Origin of the sequence: Paenibacillus sp. 7523-1, assembly GCF_002276415.1 — a bacterium.
GTDB classification, from domain to species: domain Bacteria; phylum Bacillota; class Bacilli; order Paenibacillales; family Paenibacillaceae; genus Paenibacillus; species Paenibacillus illinoisensis_A.
The window spans coordinates 373,274-395,324 of record NZ_NPBR01000010.1 but is presented as its reverse complement, the minus strand read 5'-3'; the positions used below and the strand labels follow the sequence as shown (position 1 = coordinate 395,324).

18 protein-coding genes are annotated in these 22,051 nt (G+C 50.2%); 14 read left to right on the top strand and 4 right to left on the bottom strand.

The window, feature by feature from the left end:
* Positions 1-130 precede the first annotated feature (130 nt).
* Together CHH60_RS13820 and CHH60_RS13815 are read right to left on the bottom strand one after the other, a co-directional pair.
* A complete protein-coding gene (locus CHH60_RS13820) occupies positions 131-541 on the bottom strand; it encodes a hypothetical protein (RefSeq protein WP_176476057.1) in 411 nt (136 codons plus the stop codon).
* 52 nt (positions 542-593) lie between these two features.
* Positions 594-1,010 carry a hypothetical protein gene (locus tag CHH60_RS13815; protein ID WP_095359671.1) on the bottom strand — a complete coding sequence of 139 codons (417 nt, stop codon included), beginning with the start codon at positions 1,008-1,010 and terminating at the stop codon, positions 594-596.
* Between the two features lie 270 nt (positions 1,011-1,280).
* Between CHH60_RS13815 and CHH60_RS13810 the strand changes: the two genes are divergently transcribed.
* Positions 1,281-3,341 (top strand): methyl-accepting chemotaxis protein, encoded by a 2,061-nt coding sequence (locus CHH60_RS13810; RefSeq protein WP_141236951.1) that lies wholly within the window; start codon positions 1,281-1,283, stop codon positions 3,339-3,341.
* A gap of 164 nt (positions 3,342-3,505) precedes the next feature.
* Here CHH60_RS13810 and solA read toward each other — a convergent pair whose 3' ends face one another.
* Positions 3,506-4,663: an N-methyl-L-tryptophan oxidase gene (solA, locus tag CHH60_RS13805; RefSeq protein WP_255247940.1), complete on the bottom strand. Its 1,158-nt coding sequence runs from the start codon at positions 4,661-4,663 to the stop codon at positions 3,506-3,508.
* A 219-nt stretch (positions 4,664-4,882) separates the two neighbouring features.
* Positions 4,883-5,245: an iron-sulfur cluster biosynthesis family protein gene (locus CHH60_RS13800; RefSeq protein ID WP_095289646.1), complete on the bottom strand. Its 363-nt coding sequence runs from the start codon at positions 5,243-5,245 to the stop codon at positions 4,883-4,885.
* 155 nt (positions 5,246-5,400) lie between these two features.
* On the opposite strand from CHH60_RS13800, the gene CHH60_RS13795 reads away from it, so the two are divergent.
* The 13 genes from CHH60_RS13795 to CHH60_RS13735 all read left to right on the top strand — a co-directional run bounded on the left by CHH60_RS13795 (position 5,401) and on the right by CHH60_RS13735 (position 22,042).
* Positions 5,401-6,288 (top strand): metallophosphoesterase family protein, encoded by an 888-nt coding sequence (locus CHH60_RS13795; RefSeq protein ID WP_095359668.1) that lies wholly within the window; start codon positions 5,401-5,403, stop codon positions 6,286-6,288.
* Positions 6,289-6,372: 84 nt separating this feature from the next.
* Positions 6,373-7,401, top strand: a complete 1,029-nt coding sequence (locus tag CHH60_RS13790; protein ID WP_095359667.1) for a LacI family DNA-binding transcriptional regulator — start codon at positions 6,373-6,375, stop codon at positions 7,399-7,401.
* 181 nt (positions 7,402-7,582) lie between these two features.
* Positions 7,583-8,854 (top strand): ABC transporter substrate-binding protein, encoded by a 1,272-nt coding sequence (locus tag CHH60_RS13785; RefSeq protein ID WP_095359666.1) that lies wholly within the window; start codon positions 7,583-7,585, stop codon positions 8,852-8,854.
* 83 nt (positions 8,855-8,937) lie between these two features.
* Positions 8,938-9,825: a carbohydrate ABC transporter permease gene (locus CHH60_RS13780; protein ID WP_095359665.1), complete on the top strand. Its 888-nt coding sequence runs from the start codon at positions 8,938-8,940 to the stop codon at positions 9,823-9,825.
* Positions 9,818-10,663: a carbohydrate ABC transporter permease gene (locus tag CHH60_RS13775; protein ID WP_095289651.1), complete on the top strand. Its 846-nt coding sequence runs from the start codon at positions 9,818-9,820 to the stop codon at positions 10,661-10,663. The genes CHH60_RS13780 and CHH60_RS13775 overlap by 8 nt, the downstream gene beginning before the upstream one ends.
* An 82-nt stretch (positions 10,664-10,745) precedes the next feature.
* Complete coding sequence (locus CHH60_RS13770) at positions 10,746-12,245, top strand: glycoside hydrolase family 30 protein (protein ID WP_095359664.1); 1,500 nt, start codon at positions 10,746-10,748, stop codon at positions 12,243-12,245.
* Positions 12,246-12,329: 84 nt separating this feature from the next.
* Entirely contained in the window at positions 12,330-15,317 is a 2,988-nt protein-coding gene (locus CHH60_RS13765; RefSeq protein WP_095359663.1) for a beta-galactosidase, read from the top strand.
* Between the two features lie 189 nt (positions 15,318-15,506).
* Positions 15,507-16,064: a GNAT family N-acetyltransferase gene (locus CHH60_RS13760; RefSeq protein WP_095359662.1), complete on the top strand. Its 558-nt coding sequence runs from the start codon at positions 15,507-15,509 to the stop codon at positions 16,062-16,064.
* 214 nt (positions 16,065-16,278) lie between these two features.
* A complete protein-coding gene (locus CHH60_RS13755; protein WP_095359661.1) occupies positions 16,279-17,115 on the top strand; it encodes an alpha/beta hydrolase in 837 nt (278 codons plus the stop codon).
* A 117-nt stretch (positions 17,116-17,232) separates the two neighbouring features.
* Complete coding sequence (locus CHH60_RS13750) at positions 17,233-18,876, top strand: AraC family transcriptional regulator (protein WP_095359660.1); 1,644 nt, start codon at positions 17,233-17,235, stop codon at positions 18,874-18,876.
* 118 nt (positions 18,877-18,994) lie between these two features.
* Positions 18,995-19,996, top strand: a complete 1,002-nt coding sequence (locus CHH60_RS13745) for an ABC transporter substrate-binding protein (RefSeq protein ID WP_095359659.1) — start codon at positions 18,995-18,997, stop codon at positions 19,994-19,996.
* Positions 19,997-20,019: 23 nt separating this feature from the next.
* Entirely contained in the window at positions 20,020-21,027 is a 1,008-nt protein-coding gene (locus CHH60_RS13740) for a FecCD family ABC transporter permease (protein ID WP_095359658.1), read from the top strand.
* Positions 21,020-22,042, top strand: a complete 1,023-nt coding sequence (locus CHH60_RS13735) for a FecCD family ABC transporter permease (RefSeq protein ID WP_095359657.1) — start codon at positions 21,020-21,022, stop codon at positions 22,040-22,042. The genes CHH60_RS13740 and CHH60_RS13735 overlap by 8 nt, the downstream gene beginning before the upstream one ends.
* Positions 22,043-22,051 lie beyond the last annotated feature (9 nt).

Below are 22,051 nucleotides of genomic sequence, written 5' to 3'. Positions count from 1 at the left end.
TTCTTGAGCTTATGGATAAAGCTGATGATCCATAATAAACCAAAGCTGAGCCCCTTCCTTTTTCAAGAGAAAAGGAGGGGCTCTTTCTAATAAAACAACCTACAGCCACACACAAAAAAGAGACTGACGATTAGGTCAGGCTCTTCTTGGCAACATACTTTGTGGCTGTAATATCTGAATCCTGTCGTTTCAAGAATTTTTTGCTTGGGCGATGCAGTAACACGATCAACAAGGCAAAAAGTTGAACGAGTGCGGTTAGTAGTCCCTCATTCAATACGCCAAGAAAAGCAGCGATACTCAGGAAAGTAACAGTGGATCTAAACTTTCGTTTCGTAATGGAAATGACAGCAAGCAAGCTAGGGCCTATAAAAAATATGATTCTGCCAGTAATCTCATTGGTGAGACTAATCAAATCATTTCCGTTAACTTGATGGCCCGCAACAATCTCTGGATTTTGACTGAAAATATAGAGGAATACACTAAAAGCAACGATAAGATAGACAACTTTGATACTAAGCAAGATGCGTACTACATTCAGCATCACGGGGAACTTAGGTTTCATTCTATTCACAGACTCCATTCCACATATCAATCTATACTTGCAAATCACGCTTGGAATACTGCCGTACATGAGCCTCCTGCTTGAGATACATCTTGCTCGGTTTGTGGAGCAGGAGTACAAGCAGCATGAACAAATGCAGAACCACTAGAAAGTTCTGAAGCAGTCCGGCAGTGAACAAAAAGGTAAGACTCATGAAGGTTAGGGTCAGTTTATATTTTCTTTTTGCAATGAATATCATGGTCAGAATCGGGGGTCCCAGGATCAGCAGAATACGAACTCCTGCACTCGTGAAGTAAGCAACCTGATCAGATAGCGGAAACGCGGCGTAATCAGAACTGTGTCGCAGCATATCGTAGATTACAAAGCCTGTGGCAATTCCCATATAGATCATCTGCACCCCGAGCAGTGAGCGTATAACGTTTAACAATGTGGGCATTTTTGTATTCAATTTTAGTTCTCTCCCTAATAAATATGTAGTTCTTTGATTATACGTAAGTGATGTAATATTTTGTATTAAACCAAAGTCTAGTTTTGTTAATCGGTTGCTCTCTCCTTTGTCCTAGCAAGATCCTGGAGAAAGGGCGTCAGAGGTACTGCACGAATATGAAAACATCATTGCAAATGTTCATATCACTGAACAATTCACAGATACATACCGATATAAAGAAAATACATAAAGTATGGATTACATCATGATGAAAATGGAAGGTGAAATGCAGTGAAGTTATTCGGTAAGGTGAAGGGAAGCATGACGAATATGTCCTTCAGGGTCAGATTGCCGCTGATGATCAGTGTGCTGGTATGTATCGTATTGGTAGTTACGGCGATCTTATGTTATAGGGTTGCAGAAAATATTACGCTGGACAAAAGTAAAGATGAGATTAAAGCGACTTCCGATCGGATCGGGGCGGGATTGTTCACATCCCTTACCCTGGAGGAACAGTCAACGTTTCTGATTACGACCCATCGTACATTTGAGGAATTGCTCCAGATACGAAATTCAGGAGAACAGAGCGATGATGCATTTTTCTCGGAAAACAGTGAACTGATTGACAAAGCGAATGGCATACTGGCTGACAGTCTCGCAGGAATGGAGGGCAACAGCAACATTATCTTGCTGGACAAGGAAGGCATTATTGTTGCAGCGAATGATCCGTCAGCACTCAAGGGTGAACGTGCAGATCGTGATTACTTTAAGCAGGCCATTCAAGGGCGGAATGTCATCAGTGACGGGATTATTTCCAAAACGTTAGGTACGTTGGGGAACGCTTTTGCCATGCCAATTTATAATGATGACAATCAAGTAGAAGGCGTGTTGGTATCTACTGCAACCACCTCGTTCTTCGTCGACCAGCTGCAGAATATCGAAATCAATGAAAATGGTAGTGTTATCATCCTGGATCGTGTAGGTACGGTGATGTTCCATTCGTCTGATGAGACATTGGCTGGCCAGAAGATGGAGTCCGGGGAATATCAGACATTGATTGATCTGCCTCCAAGCGAACAGCTGCAGCAAGGGGAAGTCAGCTCGGAAGAAAAAGTGATATTCTACTCCAAAATTCCACGCTCTGATTGGACGGTAATCGTGGAGGATTCGTACGAGGACGTGCGGAAGCCGCTCGTATCCATGGCGAACAAAATGTATATCGTGCTGTTCAGTGCCATTGCGGTTTCCATCGCAGCTGGAATTCTGATCTCGCTGATGTTAACTAAACCGATAACCAGACTGACTGGATTATTTAGACAACTCGCAAGCGGAGACCTGACCGTTCAGGCAGAAGGCAAATACAGCGGAGAGTTCAAAGACTTGGCGGACAGCTTCAACACAATGGCGAGTGCCAACAGGCAGCTTATCTCCAGCATGAACAGCTCCATTGGAACGTTGAACACCAGTACAACCGAGCTGGATCAATCCACGCAGCAGACTTCCGCATCCATTGCGGATACAACAACCACCGCAATGGAAATTTCACGTGCCATGGAATCACAGGCAAGTGATACGGAATCTATCGTGGATAAATTCATGAACGTAGGAAGCAAGATTGCCAGTGTGAGCGAGAAATCACAGGCGGTGAAACGCAAAGCTGATGAGATTACCAACGCATTTGAAAACAATCATGAAGTCGTCGATAAGCTCATTGCCGTGAACAATCAGAACGAGATTGAAGTTGGCAATATCTCTAAAATTACGGTGCAACTTGCGGAGAGTTCTACGGGGATTCATCAGATTACAGGCACCATTGCCGAGATTGCGAATCAGACGAAGCTGCTTGCACTCAATGCTTCCATTGAGGCAGCCAGAGCAGGAGATCAGGGACGCGGCTTCGCCGTTGTTGCCTCTGAAATCCGTAAACTGGCAGAGCAGACGACCGCACAGTCGGAAGACATCAAGCGGATTGTGATGCAGACAATTGAACATGTCGAGCAGAACAACCGCAGCGTACAAGCCATTGAGGCCATTGCAGAACAGCATAAGAGCAGTGTTGGTCAAACGAAGGAAACCTTTACGTTTGTCACGCAAAATATGCATGAAATCATGGACCAGGTACAGGCCATTGCTTCCGAGATCGAATCCATAGAGCGTGACAAGGATGATGTCCTTGGGGCCGCACAGAACTTGTCTGCTTCCGGTGAGGAAGTATCAGCTTCAGTTGAGGAAGTGACCGCAACGATGCAGGAGCAAGCGGGGATGACAGAGCATTTGGCAGAGATGGTGCAGACCATTGATGAGCTGACCAAACGGCTTGCAGAGGAAGCGGCGAAGTTTAAAACGAATTGACCCAATGAAGCAATCAAAATGAACTAAGTGAAATGAAATAATCCATCCGCTTTAAGCAAGCAAGATCATAAGAATTATTTTCTGATATTAAAAGTGTTCATGAAGAAGACGTACAAGGACGCCAATCGATCGAGATCGATGATGTCCCTGCACGTCTTTTGAATTTATAGGGATGATGAGACGCCGGTCTTGACGAATCGGGACAGGGCAAACCTTCGAATGTCCTGATCCGTATGCCCTGTCTGTACAAGATCGGACAGTATTTTACCAACTGCGCTCGCGAATTTGAATCCGTGACCCGAGAATCCGCCTGCCAGCCAAACATGCTCATGCAGCGGGTGACGATCAATAATAAAATCCTCATCAGGCGTCATTTCGTATTTGCATACACTGCCACGCTTCAATTGACCTGCCGCCTGTGGCATTCGAAGCTCAAGCAGCCTCCGCAGTTCACCCTCGTCCGTTTCATCCGTTCCGAACGGTGTCTGTGATTCTCCTGGTTTCCATGTAGGTCCTGTATCATGACGGCCAATCTTCACTCCGGCCCCGCCGATGCTGGGGAATCCGTAATAGATCCCTTCCCGTTCGGATATCGTGAAACCAGGGAAATGTTCTTCGCCGAACAATGCCTCCGGTGCATCGAACCATCCTACCGTTTTGCGAACGGCCCGGATCGGGAGATCCACAAATGGTTTCAATATCTGAAACCAGGCACCTGTGCTGAGTATGAGCTTACTTGCGTGATACGTTTCTCCACCAGCGGTTTTAACGGATACGGACTGAGGTCCGCACTCGACATGTTCCACAGGAGTATGCGTCAGCAGCGTGGCTCCCGCTTGTTCTGCGGCTTGCCGATACGTCTGAATGCAGCGTTCACTGAACAGATAACCAGCATCCGGTTCGTACATGCCTTCATAATGCTCAGGTATGGTAATCCCTGACCAGCGCTTCATCACTTCATTTGCACGCAGCATTTCATATCGGACTCCGGCATCGTCTGCATGAGTCAACCGGTCGCGAAACGTATGGAATTCTGGATCAACCAGGTTGATGACTCCTGAACGAACAAATAGATTATTACCCGTTATATCCTCCAGCTCCTGCCATAAATTCTGGGCAAGAAGCGCCATCGCGATGTAATCAGGTCCCCCGCTGTAAACATGGCGAATCAATCGCGACTCTCCATGATGGCTCCCTTCGGTATGTGGGGGATCAAAAGCATCAATCATCAGGGTTTTTAGCCCGCTTCGTGCCAGATAATAACCTGCACTCATCCCCATGGAGCCTGCTCCAACGATAATGACGTCATAGAATGGTGTGATAAGAGCTCCTCCTCTCGCGGATTGATTAGGCTTGATTAGCTTACATGATAATGTAGACTTCAAACCCAATTTGGTCAAGAGGCAGCTTAGAGGAGGAAGGTATTACGATAACTGAAAATTCGATAAAAACGTAATTATTCCATGCCTTACATAACAAAAGCCGGTCGCTCCAATGGGAGTGCCGGCTTTTGCATATGTGTTTAAGCGTAGTAAAATAAATCAGCGGACGAACCAACTGAGCGGCTCGGGTGAAGAGTTGGCCGTATCCCGAAGATCATGGACCTTGACATGGCTGCCGTAGATCATGGAATCACTGGTCAGCCGGTACGAAGGGAAGCTGTTCTCCGATTGCAGACGCAAGTTGGACTCGAAATATATCTGCTGCTGTTTGTTGATGAGAAAAGGGAGCGCACCGGATTCAATCGGAATGTCATCACTATCCGGTTCGTTAACGATCAGGAGGACCGCAGTGCCATCGCATCCGCATCCATCGGTGTCATAAAACAGCTTTAAATAGCCTGGCCGATCTCCCAGCATCGCGTTAAGTCTGGATTCTGCCAGCGGGCTGACCTGAATGATCATAACGTAAGTTCACACTCCTCTAATCACCATATGAATTCGCTTACAATTTAATATATGGGCGAGTGATGTAAAATAGAAGGAGTATCCATGCCAAAATCAAGGAAAAATGAAGACTAATTTGCTCCATGTTTCGTCAGCGAAGGAGGCGAATTTGCATGAAAATCTTGAACCTGAACGACCAGCCGATCGAACCGTATGATTACCTGAATACCATCCCCGGGGGAGAGGTCACAGAGGCACAGCTGCCCATATATCATGGTACGGTTTCCGGGCTGCCAGAGGGTATAGATGCACTTATTGTGGCTTCGGATCTGCAGGGCATTGTGTCTGTGCCCCAGATGGAAACGCACAAGATGACAGCCGATGCAGCGGCTGGATCTGACATGGATGTATTGCTCGGTGTAATGCTGCCCGCCCATGTTCGGCTGCTGCTGGAAGTGGAATGGCCGGAGGTTGATCCGAATCGTGTGGGAGTGTTACTGTGCGGAGACCTGTATGCCCGGCGCGGCAAAAGGGGAGCCAGCGGCAATCCGGTTCCCGTCTGGCTTGCCTTCCGGGAAGCCTTCGGCTGGGTTGCCGGTGTGGACGGCAACCATGATCTCACCGATGAAGCAGGCGCTCATCGGCTGCACAGCGGCGAGGGCATCCACTACATGGATGTCCCAGCCGTCATTGACGCAGGCCCGCCAGCGGATGGCCCTGCGCCGCATGCTGCCGCCCAGTCACAGCTGCTGCGCATCGCTGGCCTGGGCGGCATTATCGGCAGGCCGGACAAGCCGAACCGGCTGCCGGAGAAGCACTACCTGCAATCCGTGAACAAGCTGCTGAAACAGCAGCCGGATTGCTTACTGCTGCACCAGAGCCCGGGTATTCCCGAGCTTGGGCTCAAGGGCGAACCGCTGATCCGGCAGGTCCTGGAGGCCGGGCCGGAGACGGTTGTCTTTTGCGGACATACCCACTGGGATACGTCCCTTGTGCAGCTGGACAACGGCACGCAGGTCGTGAATGCCGACAGCAAGCTGTTTATTTTGACACGAGGTTGATGCATCAGAGTGAAACCCATTACATCACCCATCCTTATCTGGTATGATAAGCAGGAAAATTAGAGACAAAGGAAGGTTCCACTTATGACACCGATCACCATTTATGACATCGCGAAAGAAGCGAACGTATCTGTTGCGACCGTCTCCCGGGTGCTCAACGATACGGCACCCGTGCGGGCAAGCACGAGGGAGAAGATCATGTCGATTATCGAGAAGCACCAGTTCCAGCCCAATGCACAGGCACGAAGCCTGATCAAGAAAGAGACGGGCACGATTGCCATCATCCTTCCCGACATTACCAATCCGTTCTTCCCGGAAGTATTCTGGGGTGCCGAGAATGAGGCACGCGGCTTGGGTTACACGTTCTTTCTGTGCAATACGGCAGGGGATTACAACCGGGAGTCCGAGTATCTGTCCATTTTGCGCGAAAAGCGGGTGGACGGCATTATTTTCCTCGGTGGAAGAATCAACATGCAGCATTGTCCTGACGACATGGCTCAGGAATTGATCGACATGGGCAAACGCATGCCGATTGTATTGGTCAATGGCAATATACCCAAAGGAGGTTTCCACCGGGTTTACACGGATGAAGGGGCAGGAGCTGTACTCGCTGCGGAACATTTGCTGGAACTGGGACATCGGGACATCGCTTTTGTAGGCGGATTAAGAGAACTGTCCACAACGATGGTCAAGGTCAAGGCCGTACAGAAAAAACTGCGGGAGCATGGACTCGAAATTCCGAAAGAACGCCAGCTGCTCGGCAGTTTCTCCATCGATGACGGCAAACGGGAAATGTCCAAGCTGCTGGAGCAGGACAATCCACCGACAGGAGTCATCTGTGTGAATGATTACACTGCGATTGGTGCGATCAAGGCAACGATTGAACATGGCCTGTCGATTCCGCAGGATATTTCCATCGTGGGATTCGATGATACGCCGCTGGCCAGTGCGGTTATTCCGGAACTGACGACCGTGTCACAGAATACGTATCAGCTTGGCAAGCTGGCAGTGGATAAGCTGCACGAGCTGATTAATCAGGGACAAGCGAAGAAGCAAACTGTGCTGCAGCCGGAGCTGATTATCCGTCAGAGTACGGGTCCTGCCAAGCGATAAAGGGACGGACATCTGGAAAAGAAAGCGTTGACATTCCCTCGAAAGGTGAAATATAATGAGTCCGTAAATGAAACCCCTTTCATGAAGTGGAACGGGTTTTAGTTTTAAGCCTTATGAAACCCATTTCATGAAACGGGTTTCAGTGTGGTCATCCATTCATTATTTCGAGGGGGCGTACCGTATGAGAAGAAGTTTAAAGGTCATTTCGTTATTGATGTTGGTTATGGTTGTGGTTCTGACAGCTTGCAGCAGCGGAGACGGCGGCGATTCAGCCGGCGGGGCCGGAGGCAAGGTTGATCTGAGCATGACCATCTGGGGCTCGGAGGATGAGAAGAAGATTTACCAGGAGAGACTCGACATTGTAAAACAGACATATCCCGATATTAACGTGAAGCTCAACGTGGTTGCCGGGGATTATGACCAGAAGGTACAGACTATGATCGCCGGGGGAACTGCGCCCGACATCATGATGATTGCCGAGAACTATCAGGCGTACGCCTCCAAAAATCAGATCATTCCGCTGGATGAGATGATCCAGGCGAACAATGTCAACATGTCAGAGCGTTACTCCGATGACATCGCGAACCTCATGAAATACGATGGCAAGCAGTTCGGCATGCCGGACCGCGCAGGCGCGATGGTACTCTTTTATAACAAGGATCTGTTCGATAAGGCTGGGGTGGAATATCCAACCAAGGACTGGACCCAGGAAGACCTGCTTGAAGCAGCTAAGAAGCTGACGGTGCAGGAGAACGGCAAGACGGTTCAATGGGGGTACTACCCGGGAAGCTGGTGGCCTCAGTGGATGCAGCTGATTTACCAGAACGGCGGAGCGCTGTTCGACGAGAGCGGCAAGCCAACCTTCAACACGGAACCGGTGCGCAATGCACTGCAATTCATGAACGACCTGATCTTTACGCACGGTGCAGGACCGACGCCGACGGAGATCGCCGACATGGGCAATATCGGTGCGGACCCGCTGTTCGCTCAGGGCAAAATCGCGATGGAAACGACAGGGTTCTGGAACATCGGTTCACTGGCCAAGGTGGAAGGTATCAACTGGGATATCTCTCCGGTATGGGGGGAGACGAACGCGTTCTTCAACGGCTTCACCATCACGAATGCATCGAAGCACAAAGAGGAAGCGTTCAAGATCATTGAAGCACTGACGACGCCTGAGGCACAGATGCCGATGATCAAGGCAGGGCAGGATGCACCCGCTACGAAGGCGGGACTGTCCAGCGATGAATTCCTGAATGCCGAATATGGCGGCAAGAAGATCAACATGGCTGCGTTCAGCGAATCCACCATTTATGCAGAACCATTCAACCCGCAATGGAACGAAATGATGAAACTGATCAATGACAAGCTTGGCGTCTACTTCAACAACAAGGCTTCACTGGATGATACGGTAACCGAAATTCAGAGTGGGCTGGAACGACTCTACAAATAGCATGGACAGGGGGACAGATGGAGCGCTGCACATAAACTTGTGCGTACCTCCATCTGCTCTCTACGTCATGGGGAGGGCTTAATGTGAGAAAAAAAGACGGGAAATGGTTTTATCTCTTCATCTCGCCTTGGCTGATCGGTTTCCTGGGGCTTACTCTGGGTCCGATCCTGTTTTCCATCTATATGAGCTTCACCAACTGGGATCTGTTCCAGACCCCGGAATTTGTCGGTATCGACAACTACAAAACGCTGCTCACCGATGATCCGCTGTTCTGGAAGTCCGTGGGTAATACGTTCTTCTATGCTTTGATATCCATTCCGCTCGGCATGTCTATTTCTCTCTGGATCGCTTATTATCTGAACAAAAAAATCAAGGGCATTACCTTTTTTCGCATATTGTTCTATCTGCCGTCGGTCGTACCGGTCGTAGCAAGCTCACTGCTCTTCATTCATTTGCTGGCACCGACCGAAGGGTTGATTAACAAGGCTCTGTCCATCTTCGGCATTCCGGGTCCTGCCTGGCTGCTCGATCCGAACTGGGTCAAACCTGCATTGATTCTCATGTCCCTCTGGGGCGTTGGGGGTGGCGTGGTACTGCTGCTGGCGGGTATGAAAGGCATTCCCCAGGAGCTGTACGAGGCTGCTGCCATTGACGGAGCGAAGAGCACACAGTCCTTCTTCCATATTACCTTTCCGATGCTCACGCCCGTCATCTTCTTTAATCTGGTTACCGGGATGATTGGAGCGCTGCAGACATTCGCACAGGTATTCATTGTTACAGCGGGCGGCCCTGACAATGCGAGCCAGATGGTCGTTCCCTACCTGTTTCAGAATGCATTCCAGTTCTACAAAATGGGCTACGCCTCAGCCATAGCCTGGGTGCTGTTCATTATCATCATGGCACTCACCCTGGTTGTGTTCCGTTCATCGGCACTATGGGTGCACTACGAGGAGGGAAAAGCGAATGAGTAATCCATCCACAGCGGAGAAAACGATATCCTACATTTTTCTGATCCTGGTCGGGGTGCTGCTTGCTTCGCCCTTCCTGTACATGATCTCGATTGCGCTGGCGAGTGACGCAACCACGGTGAAGTCGGCCTTTACATTCGTGCCGCTGGAGTTTCAATGGTCGAACTTCTACACAATTTTCACCAACAACAACCTGGGCACCTATTTGAAAAATTCAATCATCATTACCGTATTCACCATCGTGGGTTCGGTCCTGTCAGCTTCCATCGTTTCTTATGGCTTCGCCCGTATCAAGGCCAAAGGCAGCCGGTTTCTGTTTATCGTTCTGCTGAGCACCATGATGATTCCGGGTGAGGTCACGATGGTACCGCAGTTCATCATCTTCCGTCATCTGGACTGGATCAATACATTTTATCCGCTCATCGTACCGAGCTTTTTCGCAGGGGCGTTCAACGTATTCCTGATCCGTCAGTTCGTGATGAGCATTCCGAAGTCGCTGGATGAAGCAGCGATGATCGACGGCATGGGACATCCGGGCATCTACTGGAAGATCATCATGCCGCTGACGTATCCCATTCTGGCGGCCATCGCCATTTTCTCGTTTTCCTATAACTGGGGGAACTTCATGGGGCCGCTCATCTATATTAATGATCCGGAGAAAATGCCGCTCGCGCTTGGCGTTCAGCTCCTGACAACCGTTGGCGGCGGGCAGATGCCTCCTTGGAATCTGGTCATGATTGCTTCCTTGTTCCTGACCATTCCGATGGTACTGGTCTATCTGTTCGGACAGCGTTATGTCTATGAAGCCAACATTAGCGGAGGCAGCAGCGGAATCAAGTAACGGGAGGGATGTACATTGATTGAACCTGTCGTGAAAATCAGTGAATGTCATGTTCGTGCATGGAGAAGGAGCTTGGTGAACCATGGCGGATAACAAAAGACGCAGCAGCCGCAAAAAGAGCTATAGCCTGATCGGTATGGCCCTGATTGTGCTTCTGGCGGGAGGAGGAATCATCATGAACCATTTTGCCAATGAAAAATCCAAGATGCTTGCTTTTGAGGGTGAGCCGGTACGTTTGCAGCTGGAACAGTCCTATGACCATTTTGAAGGATGGGGCACGTCGCTTGCATGGTGGGCCAACGATCTGGGGGGATGGAAGGATCAGGCGAAGGTCGATGAAGTCATGGATCTGGTCTTTGATGCAGAAAAGGGACTGGGACTGAACATCGTCCGTTACAATATTGGCGGAGAAGAAAACCCGGAAATGAAGGCGCTTCGCCCTGGCGGTGATGTTCCCGGCTTCCAGCCTGAACCCGGCGTGTGGGACTGGGAGGCGGATGCAGGGCAGCGGGCTATCTTGCAGGGCTCGCTCGAACGCGGAGTTAACATCGCTGAAGCGTTCTCCAACTCACCACCGTATTGGATGACAGTCAGCGGATCGGTAACGGGTGCCGAAGACGGCGGCAATAATCTGCGTGAGGATCAGTATGATGCCTTTGCCGATTATTTGACCGAAGTGGTGAAGCATTACCGGGATGAGTGGGGCATTACGTTCCGGACGTTGGATCCCCTGAATGAACCTTCCTCGGACTGGTGGAAAAAAGGCAATATGCAGGAAGGCAGTCACTTCAGCAACGACAAGCAGGCCGAGATCATCAAGAAGGTGGCTGCATCACTGAAGAGCAAGGGATTGGATGGTACGGTCATCAGTGCTGCGGACGACAACAGCATTGATGAGACCGTGCACAACTTCAGCATGTATGGTCAGGATACGCTGGATGTGATCGCGCAGATCAATACCCATTCTTATAATGGAAGCAAAATGGAGGAACTTCGCACCCTGGCCGAGCGGCACGGCAAGAAATTGTGGATGTCCGAGTATGGCACGGGAGGCAGTGAGCCTCATCATCACGAAGATATGACATCCGTGCAGGAACTGGCGGAGCGGATCATGTTTGATCTGAAAATCATGCAGCCTTCTGCTTGGGTCTACTGGCAGGCGGTTGAAGATGAAGGTGCGAATAATAACTGGGGATTCATCCATGCCAATTTTAACGGGGATGAGCAGTTTGAGATGACCAAACAGTACTACGGCATGGCCCAGTTCACCAAGTACATTCGTCCGGGTACACAGATTATACCGACCGATGATGGACGTACGCTGGCCGCCTATGACGCAGAGCGTCAGAGATTGGTGCTGGTTATCCGCAATGAACTGTCTGCCGGGAAAAAGGCGTTTGATTTGCAGTCTTTTGATATTGGGAATTCATCCACGGCACAGGTGTACCAGACCTCACCGGATCGGAGTATGGATCAGCTTGAGGACATTCCGGTGTATGCCAATGGAGTGGAAGTGCCTGTGGCGGACAATTCCGTGACCACCGTCGTTCTGGAAGAGGTAACGTTGAAAGCAGGAGAGTAGATCGAACAGACGCAGATCCATTCGCTGGATTAGGAATAGACGAATGACATATGAACTCAAACATTTAAGAAGGAGGGGAACGCTTTGACAGAGAAACGATCCCTTTTGCTTCATGAGCAGGAGAAGATTACAGAACCTGGGGCTGAGAACCGTGTTACTTCGGAATGGAGTTATGACCGGCATAGCTTCATGTGGAATGGACAACGCGTATTTTTGAACAGTGCAACGATTCATTACTTCCGGATGCCGAGGGCAGAGTGGCGTGAGGTATTAGTTAAGGCCAAACTGGCCGGCATGAACTGTATCGATACGTACTTTGCCTGGAACGTACATGAACCCGAGGAAGGACAATGGAATTTCGAAGGAGATCGTGACTGTGGAGCTTTCCTGGATCTGTGTGCCGAACTGGGTATGTGGGTCATTGCACGTCCAGGCCCGTTCATCTGTGCAGAATGGGATTTTGGCGGATTTCCGTACTGGCTGGAAACGAAGCCAAACGTGAAATTCCGTGAAAACAACGAAACCTATCTGCACTATGTGGACCTGTACTTCGACCGGATCATACCGGTCATCCGTGAGCGCCAGGTATCCACTGGAGGCAGCGTCATTCTTGTCCAGGTGGAGAACGAATACGGGTATCTGATGGATGACGCCGCAGCAAGCGACCATATGATCCGCCTCCGGGATGGATTGCTGCGGCGGGGTATCGAAGTTCCGCTCATTACCTGTGTAGGGGGTGCAGAGGGGACGATCGAAGGGGCCAACTTCTGGTCAGGTGCTGATGGGCATTATGCGAAGCTGCGTGAGAAACAGCCGGATACGCCGAAGATGGTTACCGAGTTCTGGACCGGATGGTTCGAGAATTGGGGCGGACCCTCAGCCATTCAGAAAACGGCGCCATTACTGGAAAAGCGGCTGCTGGAAGTTCTCCGTGCCGGGTACACCGGGATCAGCCATTATATGTTCTATGGCGGGACCAACTTTGGCGGATATGGCGGAAGAACCGTGGGCAGCAGCGACATATTCATGGTCACTTCGTATGACTACGATGCACCGCTGAATGAATACGGGCGTGTGACGCCGAAATACGCAGTAACGAAGAAGTGGTCCTATTTCGTAAATGCGTTCGGAACGTTCTTCATGGAATCCGAAGAGGTTCCGGAAGCGGAGATTAGCCCGCGCCATCCAAAGGGGACCTCCATACGAGGCCGGCGTTCTGGCGACCAGACGGTCTGGTTTCTGGAGAGTCACCTGGATGAACGGCAGACGTTGCCCATTACGCTGGAAGAAGGACGGACCCTTCCTGTTGCTTTGGACCCTGGGCAGATCGTTCCGGTTTTTGACCGGATTCGGATTGCGGATGATGTTTTCCTGACTGGTGGTGTGTGGATTACAGGCAACGAAATGGTTAATGGTGAACGAACGTTGTTCATAGTGGGAGATACGGGACAGCGTTCGGTTGTGGAACTGGAAGCTCCGTCCCTGCGAGTGATAAGCAGCAGCATGCAGCTGCTCCTGGATCACGATCCGGAACGTGATGTCCGGCGCCTGGATTTGTTCCATTTCCGTGAACCAGGGACGATTCGTCTGGAGGCTGGCGGTGTCCCGCTCCGTATCATTGTACTGGACAGTGAAGCGATGGACAGAACCTGGAGAATCGAAGACGCGGATCAGGAACAACTGCGTTATGTGATCGGGTTGGATGATGTTAACATTCTGCCATACGGGCAGGTCAAGGGCATGATCTCCGATCCGGACCGGTCCATGATGCTGCTCGGTGGCTGGCCCTGTGGTGAACAGATGTTGACTGGACGCGAGTTCATCCAACCGGATGTCGCAGTGGAGTCCGGTCGTGCGGAGGATACGAAGAATTACCATGAGACGAAGGGCAATCACCATCATCAGCTGCCAGTGCTGCCGATGCCTCCAAGGTTGTCTGAATCCCCAGACGTATCACGTATAAAGTTAGAAGCAGCGGCGCAATCACCAAGCGGTCAGCCGGAACACTTCGCTGAGTACAGGCAGGATTACGGATATCTGCTCTATGAATGCGACTTCCACAGTGAGGAAGGAGGTACGCGCAATCTCATTCTGCCGAATCTTCAGGATACGGCCAGAGTGTACGTAGGTGGCGTGGAACAGGCGCTGGTAAGACAGGTTGGTGCGGCAGCTATCCCGGTGAGGACTGTGAAAGGAACGAACAGGCTCCAGATCCTGATCCAGCACATGGGAAGGCTCAATTTCTCCCCACATCTGGGAGAGAGCAAAGGATTGGCAGGCCCTGTATATCTTGGCGGCACCGTACAGGATATCCGGCGGGACTGGCAGGCAGCAAGTGGAATTGTTCATCTGGATGAAGTGAATCATCTGGAGGAACATCCACTTCTCAGCCGGAGTATCGTGCTGGATGGCATGGACCGTGCTATTCTCGTTGGAGCTGTAAGCAAAGGGCTGCGAATCAATGGCATTGATGTACCACTCGAAGGATATCAGGACTGGTTTTCATTCCATACGGTGGATCTGTCACTCTATTTGAAACCAGGTGAAGTCAACACACTGGAGATGCCTTACAGCAGCAGCCCTCTGAACCGATTAGAGCTTATTCTATACCGAAATGCAGATGAGCTGACAGATTGGCGCATGGCTGGCAACGAAGCACTGCTTCCTAAGCAGTGGGAAACGCTCGGTACATTCAATGGATCGGCTGATCCGATGGAAACCAATGATGACGTTCAGTATAGTGGCAATCGTATGGCCAGTCCGCTGATTGATCGTTCCTATGGCCAGCCGGTGTGGTACCGTTGGAAGTTCTCGCGGTCTGATGTAGCGGAACATTACCAAGTGAATCTGATGGTTCGGCTTACCGGAATGAGCAAGGGAACACTCCATCTGAATGGACATCATCTGGGCCGATATTGGCAGATTGGTCCGCAGGAAGATTATAAAGTTCCAGTTTCCTGGCTCCAGGACGAGAATGAACTGCTCGTATTTGACGAGGAAGGTTGTGCACCTGATCGAATACGACTTCTGTTTGATAAGCCGTCCCAATACCCATGGGTTGTAATCGAATAACCATCAAGTGTGAATAGGCACGGTTAAACGTGTGCAGTAGGACTCCTTTTTGAACAGTACGGTGATTGTTTTTATCATCTGCTGTGCAATAAAGGGGTCTTTTTTTCATGATTTTGGTACAATGGATAGGAAACATATGGATATGAATAAATAGAGTTTGATGACAGTTTGGCTTAAAGGAGACGATCCATGAATACCCCGTTTGTGTTTGACGAATTCCCTGTGCTTAAGACCGACCGCTTCAACCTGCGAGCTGCAGATGAACAGGATGTCTTGGATGTTTTGGCGTTGTATTCCAATGAGACGGTTGTGGAATTCATGCCGTTTACGCCTTTTGAGAGTGTGAACGATGCGATGGATGAGATCGGTTGGTATACGAAGATTTTCAGGGAGCAGTCCGGTCTGCGCTGGATGATTGAAGATGTGGAATCGGGTAAGGTGGTGGGGACCTGCGGGTTCCTCAATAGAGAAGAAGTACATAACCGTGCAGAGATCGGATACGATTTGCATCCCGAGTATTGGGGGAAGGGCGTCATGACTGAGGTAGCACGTGCCGTACTGCATTTTGGCTTCATGAACATGCAGCTGAACAAGATTGAAGCGAGAGTGGAACCGAAGAATGAGGCCTCGATCGGGCTGCTGCACAAGCTTGGTTTTCAACAGGAAGGTCTGCTGCGGCAGCATGAGTTTGAAAAGGGACGGTACATCGATCTTGCGGTGTTCTCCAAGTTAAAGAGTGAGGTATAGGGAACACGAACCTGCAAGGATTCACATAGGCTAAAGGCCGCGCCTCCTCGCGGCCGAACGAAGACCGGACCATGTTCCGGTCTTTTTTCGTTTTTTGGAAACCGTGCATGAACGGTGCATTATCCATATCAGACGGGGAGATCGTCCATGGAAGGATGGAAGGGCCTTGGATATAATCAAAAGTTACTGCATTAACAACAAGGAGGAATTGTCCATGAAACAGGTCATGAATCAAGATGGCATGGGTCCGGGATTGATCTTGCCGGGGACATCTGTATATAAGTTACGTGCTGAACGGAGTGGACGCGAGTATGTAATTAACGTTTTTGTTCCGGAGATCGCTCCCCCTTCCAGTGGATATCCCGTGATCTATCTGCTTGATGCCAATGCCGTGTTCGGTACCATGGTTGAGGCGATGCGTGTTCAATCCGTGCGTTCAGACAAAACGGGAGTGGTTCCGGCAGTGATTGTCGGGATTGGTTACGAGGCTAAGCAGCCCTTTCCACCAGAGAGATACTACGATTTCATGATGCCGGTTCCGGAAGCGGACTTGCCTCGAAGACCGGATGGCGCAAGCTGGCCTGAACATGGAGGGGCAGAAGCGTTCATGCATTTTATTGAAGAACAGTTGAAGCCGGAGGTGGAGGAGAAGTATTCCATCGATCGCAGCAGGCAATCCATCGTAGGTCACTCCCTCGGCGGGTTATTGGTATTACAGATGCTGCTGGGCAATCCCGGAACGTTTCGCCATTACATCGCAGGCAGTCCGTCCATCCACTGGAATTCTGCTTGGATTGCGCAGCAGAGAGCGTCATGGGTCTCGCGCGCGGAGAATTGCGGGAAGGAGATGCATGTTTTAATCACAGCAGGGGAGCAGGAAGGAAGTCACCCGAGCGGCGTAGTGGACCGTTCCAGGGAGCTCGCACATTGGCTGGGCCAGACTGGACTTGAGGGCTTCAGTGCCGAGTTTACATGCTTTGAAGATGAAGGTCATATTTCGGTACTGCCGATATTGATGAGCAGGGCAATCCGATTTGCCTCCAGAGGATAGTGGATCATTTCTTTTTCGAATGTGTCGATCCTGAGAAGGTCGTGCGACATCCTGCGAACATTTGATATACTAGAACGAGTAAATGAGAATGGTTATCAAATGGAGGTAGGAAAATAGATGATTTCCCAAAACTTTCACAAGGATCGCCTGGTGGGTTCTGAACATCCGCTCGATCGTCTGACTTTGAAAATACGAGATATTGAGAAAATCAAATCCACAACAGGCTGGGTGCTGCCCCAGCAGCATACATCCTCTTATATATTGGTCATGGTTACAGGTGGTGAAGCTTTATTAACCCTGGATCACCGTTCTGTGAACATCAGGGCACAAGGCGTATATTCATGTGTACCTGAATCGACGTTTGGCTTGGCATCTTTTGGAGAAGAGGGCGCTGAAGTAACGCTGGTCCGCTTCGATCTGTATGAGGAAGACCAAGAAGACACAGGTTCGCTCCGTCTCATTAAAGACACACCTTTGTTTCGATCGGGTAGGGAACTGGCTGTCGCTTCCACCCTGCAGCTGGCTTTCCGTTGTGAAGAAATGAATAACTTCTGGCACAGCGGCAAACCGATGGGCCGGTACCATGCTTACCTGGAATTCCTGCAGTTCCTGGTTCAAGTTACAGAGGCTCATACACCACTCAAGGAAGACTCTCAAATGTTGATTCAGCGTACCAAAGAATACATTGATGAACATTCCAATGAGAATCTGACGGTGGAGCTTCTCGCAGGCATGGCCGGACTCAGCCCGAAATATTACGTGGACTTGTTCAAACGAAGATATGGAATGAGCACCACGGACTACATATCAGGACTCCGGATCAACCGGGCGAAGCAATTCATGGCCAGCACGGATCTGCGTCTGCGGGACATCGCCCATCAGGTCGGGTATCAGGATGAGTTTTATTTTAGCCGCAAATTCAAAAAAATCGTAGGCGTATCCCCTTCGGTATATATGAACAGCCGCCGCCGTAAAATTGCAGCCTATCATATTGGGGTCACGGGACATTTGCTGGCGCTGAACATGACTCCGTATGCTGCCCCGCTGCATCCCAAATGGACGGCCTATTACTATCGCATGTTCGGCAAGGACATCCCGGTGCACCTCAGTGCCTATCGTCTGGATGTGGAATGGGAATCCAAAATTCAGGCTCTGCAGGAGCATCAACCTGAACTGATTATCAGTTATGACCATTTGCGGCCTGAAGAGCGGAAACGGTTAGAAGAGATTGCGCCTGTGCAGTATATTGCAGCTTCGGAGCATTCTTGGCGTGTACAGCTGCAGACGTTGGCTGCGCAGGTGGGGGGAGAGCAGGATGCCGAAGCCTGGCTGGCAAGCTACGACCTCAAGGTCCAGCAGGCTAAGGTGCTGGTGCAGCAGAAACTCGGTAATGACACAGCTGTAGTTGTACGTCTGCTGAAACAGCAGTTCACCCGGTACAGCTCGCCTTCCATGGCGGAGGTTTTCTATGGTGATTTGGGCGTTAGACCTGCCTATTCGAGTCCACAGGGCGCGGTATACAACGAACCCATTAGCCTGGAACAATTAAGCGCCATGAAGGTGGATTACATTTTCCTGATGGTGTGTCAGGAGAGTGAAACATTATCCGTATGGGAGGATGTGCAGAAAACATCCCTATGGCAAAACATCAAGGCGGTGCAGAATAACCGTCTGTATATCATTACGGCTGACCCTTGGCTTGAAAATTCCCCTGTATCGAATGAACGAATGGTAGATGACATGATGAATCTGCTTCGGTAAATAATCCATAGGGATTCAGGACAGAGTCCATGGTCCTGTTTGTCATTCTTGTTTATCATTCAATAATGATTATTATTCTCAATTAGAGGATGGAACTATTGAAGGGGGATCACTAGAGATGAAGAAAAAATTGGGGTTGTTGCTGGCAATGATCTGTATGCTGACTGTTCTGGCGGCATGCGGTAATCAGGAAGATACAGCAGGAGGAACGGAAAATTCAGCACAGGCCGAAAGTACGGCAGCGAGTAGTGAAACGGACACGAGCCAAGCAGCAGAAGGCACACGAACCATTCAGTATCTGGATCAGGAATACACGGTTCCAGCGGATGTTCAACGAATTGTAATCACCGGTTCGATGGAAGCCATGGAAGATGCACTGGTACTGGATGTACACCCTGTAGGTGCAATTACCTTTGGCGGGGAGTTCCCGGAGATGTATACCTCGATTACTGATCAAGCAGAGTCCATTGGACAGAAGATTGAGCCAAACTTCGAAACCATATTGTCACTGAAACCGGATATTATTCTGGGCACCACCAAATTCAAGCCTGAAGTGGCTGAGCAGCTCGGCAAAATCGCCCCGTTTATTCAGGTATCTCACATTTCCACGAACTGGGAGGCGAATCTCAATCTGCTCGCTGAGTTGACAGGCAAGCAGGATCTGGCCAAACAGGAGATTGAACAATACAGAGCAGCCCTGACAACGGCTCAGGCAGAGCTCGGTGATACACTGCAGAACAAAAAGGTTGTGGCGGTCCGTATTCGTAATGGACAGATGTATGTATATCCCGAGTCGGTCTTCGTGAACCCGATTCTGTACAATGACCTTGGATTCCAGGTCCCTGCCGAGATTCAGGCAGCCAAAGCACAGGAAGCGATCTCCGTGGAGAAATTTGCCGAGATGAATCCGGATGTGGTGTTTATTCAATTCGAAGCAACAGAGAATGCAGACACGCCGAATGCACTTGAAGATCTGAAGAATAATCCGATTCTGCAGAAGACGACAGCCCTGCAAAATAATCAGGCGTTTGTTAACGTAATTGATCCGCTTGCCGAAGGAGGCCCGGCGTGGAGCCGAATTCATTTCCTGGAGGCCGCTGTGGAGCAGCTAACCAAATAATTAGAGCAAGGCGTGTATAATCCATGCAAAAAAGAAGATTGAATCCGGCGGTGCTGTTCGCAGCAGCACCCCTGATTATTGCAGCCACCATTCTGGCATCCATTCTGTATGGAGCCAAAAATATTGATGTTTCCACGGTCTTTGCAAGTATCTTTGAATTTGACACGAACAGCATCGATCATCAGATCATTGTGTCTTCACGGCTTCCTCGCGTGATCGGTTCGCTGCTGATCGGCGCTTTTTTGGCCGTATCCGGGGCTCTCATGCAGGGGATGACAAGAAACTATCTTGCCTCCCCTTCCATTATGGGGGTATCCGACGGGTCGGTCGTTATAATCACGCTATGCATGGTATTTATGCCGAATACGTCTTCCCTTGGGCTTATTTTTTATTCCATGGCGGGATCTGCTCTGGGAGCAGGGCTCGTATTTTTCATTGCCTGGCTCCTGCCCGGCGGAATGTCCCCGGTGCGGCTTGCTATCCTGGGCACGATTATTGGCACGTTTCTGGGTGGTGTGTCACAGGCAGTAGCAACCTACTATCAGGTCTCCCAGACCATCAGCTTCTGGTACAACGCCAGACTGCATCAGATGGATCCAACCATGATCAAGCTGATTATTCCCTTTGCCGTGGTGGGATTGGCACTGGCGCTGATCCTTTCGAAGTCCGTTACCATTCTGTCCATGGGAGATGACGTTGCGACAAGCCTGGGACAACGGACCGCATGGGTCAAGGCATTATCCATTTTGAGTGTTGTTATTTTAACGGGGATATCCGTGGCACTGGCGGGGAAGATCGCATTTGTCGGTTTGTTGATACCGCACATCACACGTTTTTTCTTCGGCGTGGATTATCGCTGGGTTGTTCCTTGCTCCGCCATTCTGGGCGGCATATTCCTTGCGTGGTGCGACATTCTGAGCCGCTTCATTAATTCACCATTTGAAACACCAATTGGGGTTGTCACCGCATTGTTTGGCGTGCCATTTTTCCTTTATCTGATCAAGACCAAAGGAGGGGGAAAACATGCCTGAACGGAAGCGTGGAAGACTATGGACCGTTATATTCGTATGTGCGGCTATTATCACAACGGCAGTGTACATCAGTCTGACGAACGGTACGTTCGATATCTCGGTCATGGAGGTAGTCAAAACCTTATTGAGGCTGGACCCCGTGCATGAACATGATCTGGTTATTTTTGATTTCAGGCTGCCGCGGATCGTCATTGCTCTGCTGCTTGGGCTGGGACTTGGCATTGCAGGGGCGGTTATTCAGGGGATTGCCCGCAATCCGCTGGCTGATCCAGGCATGCTTGGAATCAACGCAGGAGCGGGAACGGCCATGGTGCTGTTTATGCTGCTGTTCCAGGGTTCCATATCGGGGACCGGCTGGTTGTCCATTATGGCCATGCCGCTGTTTGGACTGATCGGAGGCTTAGTGGCGGTAACTCTTATTCTGTGGTTTGCCCAGGAGCGGGGACAGCTGGATTCACAGCGGCTGATACTGGTCGGAATTGCGATCGGTTCGGGCTTTAGTGCAATCACGCTCTATCTTTCCCTGAAGATGAACCCTGGGGACTTTGAGATGGCCACCGTCTGGTTGACGGGCAGCATCTATAATGCCAACTGGCGCTTCATTACGGCCATGATTCCCTGGCTGGTGCTGCTTATTCCACTGCTTTGGCTGAAATCCCGTGTACTTGACGTGATGCAGCTGCAGGAGGCCAGCATCCAGGGGCTCGGCGTGGATGTGCACCGGGAGAGAAAAGTGCTGCTGCTCGGCAGTGTGGGACTGGTCAGCGCCTGTGTTGCCGTATCCGGAAGTATCGGATTTGTTGGACTCATCGCTCCTCACATTGCCAGACGACTGGTAGGTCTTCATTATAAGCGGGTCATTCCGATATCCGGACTGGTGGGTATGGCCATGGTCGTCGTGGGTGATCTGATTGGCAAAACCGTATTTGCCCCGGCAGAGCTGCCTGTAGGCATTGTAATCTCCATTATCGGAGTACCGTATTTTATATTTTTGCTGCTCAAAAACCGGATGTGATTGGCCGGA

What these genes read in the sequence shown, in the direction of transcription:
- CHH60_RS13820 (WP_176476057.1), bottom strand. Translation starts at nt 541, where the DNA reads ATGCTGAATGTAGTACGCATCTTGCTTAGTATCAAAGTTGTCTATCTT.
- CHH60_RS13800 (WP_095289646.1), bottom strand. Translation starts at nt 5,245, where the DNA reads ATGATCATTCAGGTCAGCCCGCTGGCAGAATCCAGACTTAACGCGATG.
- CHH60_RS13795 (WP_095359668.1), top strand. Translation starts at nt 5,401, where the DNA reads ATGAAAATCTTGAACCTGAACGACCAGCCGATCGAACCGTATGATTAC.
- CHH60_RS13790 (WP_095359667.1), top strand. Translation starts at nt 6,373, where the DNA reads ATGACACCGATCACCATTTATGACATCGCGAAAGAAGCGAACGTATCT.
- CHH60_RS13785 (WP_095359666.1), top strand. Translation starts at nt 7,583, where the DNA reads ATGAGAAGAAGTTTAAAGGTCATTTCGTTATTGATGTTGGTTATGGTT.
- CHH60_RS13775 (WP_095289651.1), top strand. Translation starts at nt 9,818, where the DNA reads ATGAGTAATCCATCCACAGCGGAGAAAACGATATCCTACATTTTTCTG.
- CHH60_RS13770 (WP_095359664.1), top strand. Translation starts at nt 10,746, where the DNA reads ATGGCGGATAACAAAAGACGCAGCAGCCGCAAAAAGAGCTATAGCCTG.
- CHH60_RS13760 (WP_095359662.1), top strand. Translation starts at nt 15,507, where the DNA reads ATGAATACCCCGTTTGTGTTTGACGAATTCCCTGTGCTTAAGACCGAC.
- CHH60_RS13755 (WP_095359661.1), top strand. Translation starts at nt 16,279, where the DNA reads ATGAAACAGGTCATGAATCAAGATGGCATGGGTCCGGGATTGATCTTG.
- CHH60_RS13750 (WP_095359660.1), top strand. Translation starts at nt 17,233, where the DNA reads ATGATTTCCCAAAACTTTCACAAGGATCGCCTGGTGGGTTCTGAACAT.
- CHH60_RS13745 (WP_095359659.1), top strand. Translation starts at nt 18,995, where the DNA reads ATGAAGAAAAAATTGGGGTTGTTGCTGGCAATGATCTGTATGCTGACT.
- CHH60_RS13740 (WP_095359658.1), top strand. Translation starts at nt 20,020, where the DNA reads ATGCAAAAAAGAAGATTGAATCCGGCGGTGCTGTTCGCAGCAGCACCC.
- CHH60_RS13735 (WP_095359657.1), top strand. Translation starts at nt 21,020, where the DNA reads ATGCCTGAACGGAAGCGTGGAAGACTATGGACCGTTATATTCGTATGT.